Annotated in this window: 11 protein-coding genes and 1 pseudogene; 3 read left to right on the top strand and 9 right to left on the bottom strand. The window is 60.6% G+C overall.

Going from position 1 to position 13,186, the window contains the following annotated elements:
* Nucleotide 1: 1 nt before the first annotated feature.
* From PspCFBP13508_RS17680 to PspCFBP13508_RS17690, 3 genes are all read right to left on the bottom strand, one after another.
* A complete protein-coding gene (locus tag PspCFBP13508_RS17680; protein ID WP_130927477.1) occupies nucleotides 2-811 on the bottom strand; it encodes a putative RNA methyltransferase in 810 nt (269 codons plus the stop codon).
* The gene (gene dapE / locus PspCFBP13508_RS17685) at nucleotides 811-1,962 is read right to left on the bottom strand and encodes a succinyl-diaminopimelate desuccinylase (RefSeq protein ID WP_016771486.1); all 1,152 of its coding nucleotides are present in this window, start codon (nucleotides 1,960-1,962) and stop codon (nucleotides 811-813) included. Before dapE ends, PspCFBP13508_RS17680 begins: the two co-directional genes overlap by 1 nt.
* A gap of 210 nt (nucleotides 1,963-2,172) precedes the next feature.
* A complete protein-coding gene (locus PspCFBP13508_RS17690; RefSeq protein ID WP_056783195.1) occupies nucleotides 2,173-4,764 on the bottom strand; it encodes a glycosyltransferase in 2,592 nt (863 codons plus the stop codon).
* 214 nt (nucleotides 4,765-4,978) lie between these two features.
* Between PspCFBP13508_RS17690 and tcdA the strand changes: the two genes are divergently transcribed.
* Nucleotides 4,979-5,797: a tRNA cyclic N6-threonylcarbamoyladenosine(37) synthase TcdA gene (gene tcdA, locus PspCFBP13508_RS17695; RefSeq protein ID WP_130911684.1), complete on the top strand. Its 819-nt coding sequence runs from the start codon at nucleotides 4,979-4,981 to the stop codon at nucleotides 5,795-5,797.
* A gap of 89 nt (nucleotides 5,798-5,886) precedes the next feature.
* On the opposite strand, the gene PspCFBP13508_RS17700 is transcribed toward tcdA, so the two are convergent.
* The 4 genes from PspCFBP13508_RS17700 to PspCFBP13508_RS17715 form a co-directional block, all read right to left on the bottom strand.
* Nucleotides 5,887-6,291 (bottom strand): SufE family protein, encoded by a 405-nt coding sequence (locus tag PspCFBP13508_RS17700; protein WP_137215259.1) that lies wholly within the window; start codon nucleotides 6,289-6,291, stop codon nucleotides 5,887-5,889.
* Nucleotides 6,288-7,493 (bottom strand): cysteine desulfurase, encoded by a 1,206-nt coding sequence (locus tag PspCFBP13508_RS17705; protein ID WP_137215260.1) that lies wholly within the window; start codon nucleotides 7,491-7,493, stop codon nucleotides 6,288-6,290. The genes PspCFBP13508_RS17700 and PspCFBP13508_RS17705 overlap by 4 nt, the downstream gene beginning before the upstream one ends.
* Before the next feature lie 126 nt (nucleotides 7,494-7,619).
* Entirely contained in the window at nucleotides 7,620-8,654 is a 1,035-nt protein-coding gene (dapD, locus tag PspCFBP13508_RS17710) for a 2,3,4,5-tetrahydropyridine-2,6-dicarboxylate N-succinyltransferase (RefSeq protein ID WP_003222105.1), read from the bottom strand.
* 31 nt (nucleotides 8,655-8,685) lie between these two features.
* Nucleotides 8,686-9,048, bottom strand: a complete 363-nt coding sequence (locus PspCFBP13508_RS17715; protein ID WP_130911686.1) for an ArsC family reductase — start codon at nucleotides 9,046-9,048, stop codon at nucleotides 8,686-8,688.
* Nucleotides 9,049-9,147: 99 nt separating this feature from the next.
* Between PspCFBP13508_RS17715 and PspCFBP13508_RS27685 the strand changes: the two are divergent.
* Both PspCFBP13508_RS27685 and PspCFBP13508_RS17725 read left to right on the top strand, forming a co-directional pair.
* Nucleotides 9,148-9,234 (top strand): annotated as a pseudogene (locus PspCFBP13508_RS27685) (metal ABC transporter ATP-binding protein); the annotation flags it as partial.
* A 106-nt stretch (nucleotides 9,235-9,340) separates the two neighbouring features.
* Nucleotides 9,341-10,972, top strand: coding sequence for a Na+/H+ antiporter (locus PspCFBP13508_RS17725; protein WP_130911687.1), 1,632 nt, complete (start codon nucleotides 9,341-9,343; stop codon nucleotides 10,970-10,972).
* Here PspCFBP13508_RS17725 and PspCFBP13508_RS17730 read toward each other — a convergent pair.
* A complete protein-coding gene (locus PspCFBP13508_RS17730; RefSeq protein WP_137215262.1) occupies nucleotides 10,965-11,657 on the bottom strand; it encodes a M12 family metallopeptidase in 693 nt (230 codons plus the stop codon). The genes PspCFBP13508_RS17725 and PspCFBP13508_RS17730 overlap by 8 nt on opposite strands.
* A gap of 193 nt (nucleotides 11,658-11,850) precedes the next feature.
* The gene (gene dapC / locus PspCFBP13508_RS17735; protein WP_137215263.1) at nucleotides 11,851-13,050 is read right to left on the bottom strand and encodes a succinyldiaminopimelate transaminase; all 1,200 of its coding nucleotides are present in this window, start codon (nucleotides 13,048-13,050) and stop codon (nucleotides 11,851-11,853) included.
* Nucleotides 13,051-13,186: the final 136 nt, after the last annotated feature.

Consider the following 13,186-nt stretch of genomic DNA (forward strand, 5'->3'; position numbering starts at 1 on the left):
GTTATTGAAGAACGAAATAATCGTAGCGCATCGACACGGTGGTCTCGAACGGCTCGGCCTGCTCGATTACCGCCGCACGACGCTCGGCACTGGCACGCCAGCCGTGAGGCGTCATCGCCAACAGGTTGGCGCGGTCCTCGGGCTTGTCCAGGGTCAGTTTGAATTCCAGCGTCTCGCTGTGCGCCAGCGCCATGCCTGCCGGCACCAGCGCCAGGTGCTTGTCGTCGGTGTACTCGCGCACTTCGTCGTACAGGCGCTCGCGCAATTCCATCAGATGGCCACGGGTCGGGCCGACTTTCATCAGCCCGCCGCCGACGCTGAGCAGACGCTTGGCTTCTTCCCAGTCCAACGGACTGAAGACGCTGGCGAGAAATTGGCAACTGCCTGAAGCCAACGGCACGCGGGCCATGCTGGCAATCAACCAGGTGATCGCCGGATTGCGTTTGCAGGCTCGTTTGACCGCTTCACGGGAGATATCCAGCGCGTAGCCATCCGCATTGGGCAACGCTTCGGCGATTTGCGCGGTGTAGTAACCCTCGCCACAACCGATGTCGACCCAGCGCTCCGGCGCATAACTCGCCGCCAATTCAGCCAGACGCCTGGCGACTGGCGCGTAATGCCCGGCGTTGAGGAAATCACGCCGCGCCTCGACCATCGCTTGATTGTCGCCCGGGTCGCGGCTGTTCTTGTGCTGCACCGGCAACAGGTTCAGATAACCCTGACGCGCACGGTCAAACCGATGCCCGGCGGGGCAGACCACGCCGTTGTCCACCGCATTGAGCGGCTCACTGCAGATCGGGCACGCGAGCATCAGGCGAGCAACTTGATCAGGGTCTGGTAATAGATTTCGGTCAGCACGTCGAGATCGGCTGCCAGCACGCGTTCGTTGACCTGGTGAATGGTCGCGTTGACCGGGCCCAGTTCAACCACTTGCGTGCCCATGGTCGCGATGAAACGGCCATCGGATGTGCCACCGCTGGTCGAGGCTTTGGTTTCGCGACCGGTGATGTCCTTGATGCTCGACGACACCGCATCGAGCAGCGCGCCCGGTTCGGTGAGGAATGGCAGGCCGGACAGCGCCCAGTCGATGTGCCAGTCCAGACCATGCTTGTCGAGGATGTCGGCAACGCGTTTCTGCAGGCCTTCGACGGTCGATTCGGTGGAGAAACGGAAGTTGAACACCGCCACCAGATCACCGGGAATCACGTTGGTCGCGCCGGTGCCGGAATTGAGGTTGGAAATCTGGAAACTGGTCGGCGGGAAGAAATCGTTGCCGTGGTCCCAGTGCTCGGCGGCCAGCTCTGCCAGCGCCGGAGCGGCGAGGTGGATCGGGTTCTTCGCCAGATGCGGGTAGGCCACGTGACCTTGCACACCTTTGACCGTGAGCTTGGCGCCGAGGGAGCCGCGACGGCCGTTTTTCACCACATCGCCGACCAGCGTGGTGCTCGACGGCTCGCCAACGATGCACCAGTCCAGGCGCTCGTTGCGCGCGACCAGACGTTCGACCACAGCCTTGGTGCCGTGATGCGCCGGGCCTTCTTCATCGCTGGTGATGAGGAAAGCGACCTTGCCTTTATGGTTCGGATAGTCGGCGACGAAACGTTCAGCGGCGACTGTCATCGATGCCAGGCTGCCTTTCATGTCTGCCGCGCCACGGCCGCAGAGCATGCCATGTTCGTCGATCACGGCATTGAACGGATCGATCTGCCATGCGGTAACCGGACCGGTCGGCACCACGTCGGTGTGGCCGGCGAAGCACAGCACCGGGCCGTCGTTGTTGCCGTGGGTGGCCCAGAAGTTATCCACATCTTCGATGCGCATCGGCTCCAGAGTGAAACCGGCATCGCCCAGGCGCTGCATCATCTGCTTCTGGCAGTCGGCATCGACCGGGGTTACGGAGGGACGGCGGATCAGGTCGATGGCCAGTTGAAGGGTCGGCGATAGGTCGGCGTGGGCCGTCATGGAAAACTCCGGATCATGAATTTGAGCGAGGGCCAATGTGGGAGCGAGCTTGCTCGCGAAAGCGGTGGAACAGGCAACATAAGGGTTGAATGTTACAAAGCCTTCGCGAGCAAGCTCGCTCCCACGGGGATAGCAGCGCGCCCGCAAAATGGCGGTTATCTTAAAGCAAAACGGCGACCATTGGCCGCCGTTTAGTGCTGCGTTGCGGATTTAGACGACCGGTGCCGGCTCAGCCTTGGCCACAGGTTTGGGCAGCGACGACAGGAACGCCATGATCAGCGCCGCCAGATACGGCAGCGACTGCACCAGCAACATGGTTACCCAGAAGCGCATGTCATTGCTCGGGATGCCCTGCACGAGGAAGATCCCCAGCGCCGCGCCCCACAGCAACAGCATGATGAACAGCTCCTCGCGAGCCTCGCTGATCGCCACCCAGAAACCGTGGTTGTCAGCGTTTTTCGGCGTGCGGAAAAACGGAATGCTGCTGGTGAAGAAACCGTACAGTACCGCTTTGGCGATGGTGTGCGACAACGCCAGGCCGGCCAGCGCCGCGCAGAACGCATCTTTCAGATTCACGCCGACGGCGCGGCGGTAGAGGAAGATGATCTTGCCGACCTTGAACACGAACAGCGCCAGCGGCGGGATCGCGAAAATCAGCAACGGCGGATCGACCCGTTGCGGCACGATGATCATCGCCGCCGACCATAGCAGGGCGCCGACGGTGAAGAAGATGTTCATGCCATCGGCGACCCACGGCAGCCAGCCAGCGAGGAAGTGATAACGCTGACCACGGGTCAGTTCGGTGTCCTTGCCGCGCAGCAGGCTGCGGGTGTGGCGCTTGATGATCTGGATCGCGCCATAGGCCCAGCGGAAACGCTGTTTCTTGAAGTCGATGAAGGTATCCGGCATCAGGCCCTTGCCGTAGCTGTCGTGGTAATACGCCGCCGACAGGCCCTTCTCGAACACGCGCAGACCGAGCTCGGCGTCTTCACAGATGCACCAGTCAGCCCAGCCCAATTCTTCCAGCACGGAACGGCGGGTCATGGTCATGGTGCCGTGCTGAATGATCGCGTCACGGTCGTTGCGGGTGACCATGCCGATGTGGAAGAAGCCTTTGTATTCGGCGTAGCAGAGCTTTTTGAAAGTGCTTTCGTTCTGGTCGCGATAATCCTGCGGCGACTGCACCACGGCGATTTTCGGGTCGGCGAAGTGCGGCACCATGTGCTTGAGCCAGTTGGGGTGCACGCAGTAGTCGGAGTCGATCACGGCAATGACTTCGGCATCCTTGGCGGTATGCGGAATCAGGTAATTCAGCGCGCCGCCCTTGAAACCGGCCAGCGGCGAAACATGAAAGAACTTGAAGCGCGGGCCGAGGGTCGCGCAGTAATCGCGCACCGGTTCCCACACCGCCGGGTCCTTGGTGTTGTTGTCGATGATCAGGACTTCGAAGTCTGGATAATCGAGCGCGGCCAAGGCATCGAGGGTCTGTTTGACCATCTCTGGCGGCTCGTTGTAGCAGGGCACGTGAATCGACACTTTCGGTCGGTAATCGGAATCGCCCAGCACCGGCAGGAATTCCCGCCGGCGCTTGTGAATCCACACCGCTTCGGCCAGTTCATGGGCCTCGGTGAGCAGGACGATGAATACCCCGAGCGCACCGAGCGCCAGGAGAAATCCGACCGTGAGGCTGAACCACGTGCTGTATTGCTGGCTGTAGTCGTAACCGATGTACACCAGCACCGAACCGCAGAGGAACGCGATAAACGTCAGGAACGTGCGACCACGCTGGCGCAGCGCCGAGCCGTCGATCATCAGCAGGGTCAGCGACAGCAGCGCCAGTACCACCGAGCCGATGGCCAGCACGCGCCATTGCGGAATCGCCACCACCGGGCCTTCGAAATTGAATTTCTGCTGGCGCGCGGCGTTGAACACGCCCCAGTAGGCGCCGACCGAACCTTCATCGCTGGCCTTCCACGGCTGATCGAACGCTTCGATCACGAAGTAGTTGAAGCCTTGGCGATTGAGCTTGTTGACCAGCGTGCGCAGATAAATTGCCTGATCGGCTGGCGATGCATCGGCGCCACCGCGCATGCGCCCGTTGCTCGGCCAGCCGACCTCGGAGAGCAGCAGCGGTTTTTTCGGAAACAGCTTTTTCAGATCGCGGGCGCGGTCGAAGACGAACTGGCCGGCCTTGTCCACCGGAATGAATTCCCAGTAGGGCAGGACGTGGGCGGCGATCAGGTCAACGTGCTTGGCCAGTTGCGGGTATTTCTCCCAGATGTGCCATTGTTCGGAGGTGGTTACCGGCACCTTCACCGCAGCGCGCACCCGATCCAGCAGAACGATCAAAGCCTCAGGGGTGATTTCTTCGCGAAACAGCGCCTCGTTGCCGACCACCACGCGCACGACGCTGCGCGAGGTGTTGGCCAGTTCGATGGCTTTGGTGATTTCCCGTTCGTTGCGTTCCTGATCCGGACTGATCCAGATACCGAGGGTGACGCGCAGGCCGAATTCTTCAGCCAGTTTCGGGATGTCTCCCAACGAACCGTCGACCGAATAGATACGAATGTTGTCGGTCAGCTTGCTCATGATTTCCAGGTCACGGCGCATTTCATCGTCAGACGGATACTGATCCTTCTGAGGGAATTGCCCCTGCTGGAATGGCGAATACGAGAAGCCGGAGATTTGCTGCGGCCAGTTCGGCGCCGTGACCGGGCGATTGACCAGCGCCCAGAAACCGGTGAACAAGGCAGCGATGGCCAGCACCACCACCAGGTTGAGTCCAAATTTACGCGATGACATAGCTGTTTCGGGTTCCAAAGGCTGTGGAACGAAGGATCGGTCGGATAGACGCCCGAGGGGCGCGCATCCTACACCGGCGGTTAACCAGTCGTACAACTGACGGGAAAATGCCTGACATTGGGCAGCCGTCTCTGACTTAAGTTCTTACACTTGTCGCTTGCAGCTTAAAACTTGTCGCTGCGTAGCCCTATAATGCGCGCCGGTTTTTGGGGTAATGGTCATGAGTACAGAAGATCCGCGGTTTGCAGGCATCGCCCGTTTGTATGGCATCGAGGGCCTGGAACGCTTGCGTGCCGCCCATGTGGCGATCGTCGGCGTCGGTGGCGTCGGTTCCTGGGCGGCGGAAGCGATGGCCCGTTGCGGGGTGGGCGAGATCTCGCTGTTCGACCTTGATGACGTCTGCGTCAGTAATGCCAACCGTCAGTTGCACGCCTTGGACAGCACTGTCGGCAAACCCAAGGTCGAGGTGATGGCCGAGCGCCTGCGCGGGATCAACCCCGATTGCACGGTGCACGCCGTGGCCGATTTCGTCACCCGCGACACCATGGCCGAGTACATCACGCCGAACATCGACTGTGTGATCGACTGCATCGATGCGGTCAATGCCAAAGCGGCGCTGATCGCCTGGTGCAAACGCCGCAAGATCCAGATTATTACCACCGGCGGCGCGGGCGGGCAGATCGATCCGACGCTGATTCAGGTCTGCGATCTGAACCGCACCTTCAACGACCCACTGGCGTCGAAAGTGCGCTCGACCTTGCGTCGTGACTACGGCTTCTCCCGCACCGTGACCCGCCATTACAGCGTGCCGTGTGTGTTTTCCACCGAACAGCTGCGCTACCCGAAACCGGACGGCAGCATTTGCCTGCAGAAGAGTTTTGTCGGCGACGGTGTGAAGCTCGACTGCGCCGGCGGGTTTGGCGCGGTGATGATGGTCACCGCGACATTTGGCATGGTCGCGGCGACCAAGGCTGTGGACAAGATTGTCGCTGGTGTTCGGCGCCCGGCGGACCGGGTCAGGCCTCAAGCCTGAAGGTGTTAATGAGGGCCTCTTCGCGAGCAGGCTCGCTCCCACCGGGAAATGCATTTCCATTGTGGGAGCGAGCCTGCTCGCGAAGGCGATTAGCGCGCCAACTCATTCATCCGCGTGAGCACGGCATTGAGGCCATTGCTGCGCGATGGCGATAGCTGGCGGGACAGGCCGAGCTGATTAAACCAATCCGGCAAATCGATTTGCTTTATATCAGCCGCCGACAAGCCATTGACCCGCAACAGCAACAACGCCACCAACCCGCGAATCATCCGCGCATCGCTGCTCGCCTTGAACTGCCAGTGCCCGTCGCGCAAATCTCCGACCAGCCACACCTGACTCTCACAGCCATGCACCCGGTTGGCCTCGCACTTTTGCGCGTCATCCAGCGCCGGCAGACGATCACCAAACTGCATCAGCAGCCGCGCCCGCTGTTCCCAGCCCGCCGCGTTCTGAAAGATCTGCAGCGCTTCGGCCGCTTCGACCGGCAGGCTCATCGCAACATCTCCAGCGCCTGATCCAGCGCCTCGAAAAAGCGCTCCAGATCTTCCGAGTCGTTATACAGCGCCAGCGACACGCGGATCGCGCCGGCCAGTTCGAAGCTTTTCATCAGCGGCATGGCGCAGTGATGCCCCGCGCGCACGGCGATGCCTTGTTCGGTGAGCAGATGCGCCAGATCGGCGTTGTGCACGCCTTCGACGACAAAACTGGCCAAGGCCAGTTGCGGCTTGCCGAGCAGGCGAATGCCGTTACGGGCGGCGAGGCCGCGCAGCAGATAGTCGTGCAGTGCCGCTTCGTGGGCAGACACGGCGTCCTGATCCAAACCGGCCAAGTAGTCGAGGGTCGCTCCGAGGCCGATGACACTGGCGATCGGCGGTGTGCCTGCCTCGAACCCCAACGGCGCCGGGCGGAAGCGCGAATCCTGATAGTTGGCATCGAGCACCATCTCGCCGCCGAACTGCCATGGCTGCAATTGCTCCAGCGCAGCGTTGCGCCCGAACAGCACGCCCAGACCATCCGGGCCGTAGAGTTTGTGGCTGGAAAACACATAGAAGTCGCAACCCAGCGCCTGCACATCATGCCGACCGTGCACCACACCTTGCGCGCCATCGACTACCGTGAGCGCGTTCTGCGCCTTGGCCATGCCCAGCAAAGCGGTCAGTGGCTGCCAGGCGCCGAGGACATTGGACAACTGGCTGACCGCCAACAACCGCGTGCGTGGGCCGATCAGATGCACGGCAGCGGCGAGGTCGATCAGGCCGTCGGCATCCAGCGGCAGGATCACCAGTTTCAGCTGACGGCGTTGCGCCAGTTGCTGCCACGGCAGCAGGTTGGCGTGATGCTCCAGAGCGCTGATGACGATCTCATCGCCCGGCTGAAACAGAGGCTCCAGACCATAAGCCAGCAGATTCAGCGCGCTGGTGGCGCCGTGCGTGAAGATGATTTGCCCGCTGTCACCGGCATTCAGCCATTGGCCAACCTTGCGCCGACTGTCTTCGAACGCTTGCGTCGCGTGGGCACCGGGCAAGTGTTGCGCACGATGCACATTGGCCGCGCCGTTGGCGTAGTAATGCGTCAGTGCGTCGAGCAGGGCCTGGGGTTTTTGCGTGGTGGCGGCGCTGTCCAGATAGGTCTGGTCTTGCCGTTGCAGGGCGGCGATAGCCGGGAAATCGGCGCGCCAGGGAGAGGGGATCATCATGAGTTCAGCCCTGTGAAATTGGGCGGGGTGTACGCCAAACCTTGCGGGAGCGAGCCTGCACGCGAAAGCGTCCTTGAGGACGCCAAAAGCTTCGCGAGCAGACTCGCTCCCACAGGCCTACAGCGCTTAGTTGTGAGCGTGCAGCGCTTCGTTCAGTTCGATCGCCGATTTGTGGGTCTTGCACTCCACAGCACCGGTTTCCGAATTGCGACGGAACAGCAGATCAGTCTGACCCGCCAGCTCACGCGCCTTCACAACCTTGACCAGATTGTTGTGCTCGTCCAGCAGCGCAACCTTGGTGCCGGCGGTCACGTACAGGCCCGATTCCACGGTGTTGCGGTCGCCCAACGGAATGCCGATACCGGCGTTGGCGCCAATCAGGCAGCCTTCGCCGACCTTGATCACAATGTTGCCGCCGCCCGACAGAGTGCCCATGGTCGAGCAACCGCCGCCCAGGTCCGAACCTTTGCCGACGAAGACGCCAGCGGAAACGCGGCCTTCGATCATACCCGGGCCTTCGGTGCCGGCGTTGAAGTTGATGAAGCCTTCGTGCATCACGGTGGTGCCTTCACCGACATAGGCGCCCAGACGCAGACGTGCAGCATCAGCGATACGCACGCCGGCCGGTACCACGTAGTCGGTCATTTTCGGGAACTTGTCCACCGAGAACACTTCCAGCAGTTCGCCGCGCAGACGCGCTTCGAGTTGCATTTCCGCCAGTTCGCTCAAATCGATCGCGCCCTGGCTGGTCCACGCCACGTTCGGCAGCAGCGGGAAAATACCGGCCAGGCTGACGCCGTGCGGCTTGACCAGACGGTGCGAGAGCAGATGCAGCTTGAGGTAGGCCTCAGGCGTGGAGGTCAGTTGCGCGTCTTCGGCCAGCAGCGTGGCGACCAGCGGCTTGTGGCTTTCGGCCAGGCGGGTCAGCAGCTTGCCCTGCACGGCGTCGATGCCTTTCACGGCTTCAGCCAGTTGCGCGGCCTGGGCGGTGGTGAAGGTAATGGCCTGGTTGCCTTCGGTGTAACCGAGGATCGGCGCAACAGCCGCGACCAGTTCGGCCGAAGGGTTGAGCAGGGGTTGCGCGTAAAACACTTCCAGCCATGCGCCTTGACGGTTCTGGGTGCCGACACCAAAGGCGATGCTGAACAGGGAATTGGACATGTGAATACCTCTACAAAGAGTGACGGGCTGCTTACTTCAGAGCGGCCGCGTAGATATCTGGCTTGAAGCCAATCAGGGTTCGGTCACCGAGATCGAGCACCGGGCGCTTGATCATCGAGGGTTGTGCGAGCATCAGTTCGATGGCTTTCGACTGGTCGAGATCGGCTTTGCGTTCGTCGTCGAGTTTGCGAAAGGTCGTGCCGGCGCGGTTCAACACGGTTTGCCAGCCGTGCTCGTCGCACCATTGGCTCAGGTGCTCACGGTCAATGCCGGCGGTCTTGTAATCGTGAAAGTCATAGCTGACAGCGTGTTCATCGAGCCAGGTGCGCGCCTTTTTCATGGTGTCGCAGGCTTTGATGCCGAAAAGGTGCAACGTTTTACTTGAAACGGCCAAGGAATCGCCCCCTTTACAGGTGCTGGAAAAAAATGGTGACGGATTATGCCATGACCGGACGGTTTCGTCGGCCACGGTTGTCGTAACGCTGTAAAACCTGTGGGAGCGAGCTTGCTCGCGAAGGGGGCCTGTCAGTCAATTTCTGTGCTGAATGACACACCGCATTCGCGAGCAAGCTCGCTCCCACATTTAGTCCGGCGTCTGGCCGTGCGACATAGGTGCAACGGTCAGCGACAGCCTAAGGCGCTAATATGGCAGTTCAATGCTGTCGATCGCCTGAGATTCTGGTTTTATGCAAACTGCTTACACCGTCCTGATCCTGCTGATGCTGGTCAGCGTCTCGCGCCTGGTTGGGCGGGTCATCCCGCTGCCGTTGCCGCTGGTGCAAATCGCCGCCGGTGCCTTGCTCGCCTGGCCGACGCTTGGCCTGCACGTCGTCCTCGATCCCGAATTGTTTTTGTTTCTGTTCTTGCCGCCACTGCTGTTTTCCGATGGCTGGCGCATGCCCAAACGCGCCTTCTGGCAATTGCGCGGACCTATCCTGACCCTGGCCGTCGGCCTTGTTCTGTTCACCGTAGTCGGTGCCGGTTATTTCATTCATTGGTTGCTGCCGACGATTCCACTGCCCGTGGCCTTCGCCCTTGCAGCGGTTCTGTCGCCGACGGACGCCGTGGCGGTGTCAGCGATTTCGCAGAACCGTCTCCCCACGCCGCTGATGCACATACTCCAGGGCGAGGCGCTGATGAACGATGCCTCAGGCCTGGTGACCTTCAAGTTCGCTCTCGCTGCAGCGGTCACGGGCGTTTTTTCGTTGACCAATGCCAGCCTGACGTTCGTGGCGGTGGCGCTCGGTGGTCTGGCGGTCGGCGTGGCGCTGAGCTGGCTGGTTGGACGCCTGCGCGCGTGGATGATCGCCCGTGGCTGGGACGATCCAGCCACGCATGTGGTGTTCATGTTGCTGCTGCCGTTCGCCGCTTATGTACTGGCCGAACGTTTGGGCGCTTCAGGGATTCTCTCGGCGGTGGCAGCGGGGATGATGCAGAGCTGGCTCGATCTGCTGCCACGCCAGACCAGCACCCGCCTGCTCAATCGCAGCGTCTGGGCGCTGCTCGAATTTGCCTTCAATGGCTTGATCTTCCTGCTGCTGGGCCTGCAATTGCCAGACATCATCAAGGCTGTGGTCAGCCATGAGCCGACGCTGTGGCCAACGCTGTTCTATCGCTGCCTCGATGTGCTGGCGATTTTCGTCGCGCTGGTGCTGCTGCGGTTCATCTGGGTGCAAAGCATCTGGCGCTTGTCGGTGTTGCTGCGCCGATTGCGCGGCAAGGGCGAGCTGACGCAAGTGCCGACGGCGCGCTCCTGCTGGTTGCTGACGGTGGGCGGTGTGCGCGGGGCGGTGACGCTGGCGGGCGTGATGTCAGTGCCGATGTTGATCGGCGCGGAGGCTTTTCCTGAGCGCGACCTGCTGATCTTCATTGCTGCCGGGGTGATTCTGCTGTCGCTGGTCTCGGCCTGTATTGCGCTGCCCTTACTGCTGCGCGGCATCGACAAAAGTCCCGACGACAAGCGTCGTCAGGAAGTGCGCGATGCCTGGCGCAAGACTGCCGAGGCGGCCATTCACTCGCTGGAAACCGAAGAAGTCGTCCCACAGGATGCCGCTCAAGCGGCGCTGGCAGCGGAGCTCAAGGCGCGGATCATGTCCGAATATCGCCATCAACTTGATGTATTCAACGATTCCGCCGAAGCCCAGGCGCTGGCATTCCAGATGGATCTGCTTGAACGGCGTTTGCGCTTGAAAGCGCTGCGCGCGCAACGTCTGGAACTGTACAGTCTTAGTCGGCAGCATCAGATTGGTGATGATGTGCTCAGAGAAGTGTTGGCCGATCTGGACTTGAGTGAGGCCAACCTGGGCCAGGTCAAATAATCTGCGCTCGATAATCAATGGCGGGATAACTTTGCCTGGCGAGGCGTTTGTCCCGTTCACTGAGTTTCATGTTGAAGGCAATCTCGAAGTTACCATGGGTCAAGAAATTCGGTACCGGGTAATGCATGATTGAAAGACTGTCGTATTCTCCTTTGAAAGTACTATCGCAATTGTTTATGCGGAATATGTTCATTTCAATTTCATCATCATTCCAGCCCTGAGTTTCCTTGAAGTACATATAAACAGCTTCCATATTCCATGGAATATTCGCATCGGGATGCAGATGGGCATGATGAAATCCCAGTGCATGTCCGAACTCATGCAGCAGCGTGGCTTCAAACTGCGGGTCTTGCAAAGCGGTCTGTATGACCAGCGTGGGTTCTTCGGGGCCGAGGTCCAGGGCTTCGGTGCCGATTGCCGACCAGTTCTCGTCGCCGTTCAGGGCGATACGGATTTGCCCTTGGCCTTGTTCGACCTGTTCGAATGTCAGGCTGACAACCGGTTCCCATTGGCGAATTATGCGTTCGACCCGGTAGGCAACTTCATCGGGTAAATCTTCCATGAACGAAAAAGTTACCGTGCTGGCGTTGCTCCATAAGCGGTTGGAGCAGGCGATGGCACGCTTGTGACGTTCTCCCGAGGTGAAGTTGCGACTGCGCATTTTGACGAAGGGGTAGTGGTGCATGATCAATATCCATATTGATTTACGAGATGGTTGTGGGTGCTGTTTGCAGGTTATTTTCTGAATCGATAAAAGCGACAGTAACTGAGCCAGAAGACTATCTTTGGTAAAGGCGGGTTGGAAGTCGTTAATTGCTTTGATATGTATCGCAGTGATCAAGCCGCGCGCCAGATTGCCTGGCGCGGGCCGATATTACTTATTGTTGACGGGTGATGAAATCGCGAATCCGTTCGGCGGCTTCGACGCATTCCGCCAACGGCGCAACCAGCGCCATGCGCACACGCCCGGCGCCAGGATTGACGCCATCGACATCGCGAGACAGATACGAGCCCGGCACCACGGTCACGTGTTCCTGTTCGAACAGATCACGGCAGAACGCCGCGTCGTCACCCTTCACGTTCGGCCAAAGATAGAAACTGCCGTCCGGACGCTGTACGTCCATGACCGGGCTGAGGATGTTCAGCACCGCATCGAACTTCTCGCGATACAGTGCGCGGTTGGCGCGCACATGCACTTCGTCATTCCACGCGGCAACGCTGGCCAGTTGGGTTTGGACTGGCATCGCGCAGCCGTGGTAGGTGCGATAGAGCAGGAAACCCTTGAGGATGTCGGCATCGCCGGCAACGAAGCCTGAACGCAGGCCCGGCAGGTTGGAGCGCTTGGACAGACTGTGGAAGACCACGCAGCGCTTGAAGTCATTGCGACCCAGTTCGACGCAGGCGCTGAGCAGGCCCGGCGGTGGAGTTTGCTCGTCGAAGTACAGTTCGCTGTAGCACTCGTCGGCGGCAATGACGAAGTCGTACTGATCAGCCAGGGCGATCAGCTTCTTCAGGGTCTCGACCGGAATCAGCGCGCCGGTCGGGTTGCCCGGCGAGCACAGGAACAGAATCTGGCAGCGCTGCCAGATCTCCGGCGCTACTGCGTCGAAGTCCGGGTTGAAGCCGTTTTCATCCAGGCATGGCAGGTAATGCGGCTTGGCCCCGGCGAGAAACGCCGCGCCTTCGTAGATCTGATAGAACGGGTTGGGGCTGACCACCAGCGCATCGTCGCCACGGTTGACCACGGTCTGGGTGAAGGCGAACAGCGCTTCACGGGTGCCGTTGACCGGCAGCACATTGCGCGCCGGATCGATCCAGCCGCTCGGCACACCAAAACGACGCTCGCACCAGCCGGCGATGGCTTCGCGCAGGGCCGGGATGCCGAGGGTGGTCGGGTACACCGCCATCTGATCCAGATTGTTCGCCAGCGCTTCGGCGACAAAACTCGGCGAACGGTGTTTCGGCTCGCCGATCGACAGGGCGATCGGGCGTTTGTCCGGGGTCGGCGTAACGCTGCCGAGCAGGGCGCGGAGCTTTTCGAACGGGTACGGCTGGAGCTGGTTCAGAGCGTTGTTCATGGGGGCCTCTTTTAAATGCTCAAGAGCTTTCTGTGGCGAGGGGATTTATCCCCGTTGGGCTGCGAAGCGGCCCCAAAACCATTCACTGCGGTTCAACTGAATGTCCGCATACACAGGTTTTACGACTGCTTCGCAG

It is taken from the genome of Pseudomonas sp. CFBP13508, assembly GCF_005233515.1.
GTDB classification, from domain to species: domain Bacteria; phylum Pseudomonadota; class Gammaproteobacteria; order Pseudomonadales; family Pseudomonadaceae; genus Aquipseudomonas; species Aquipseudomonas mercuritolerans.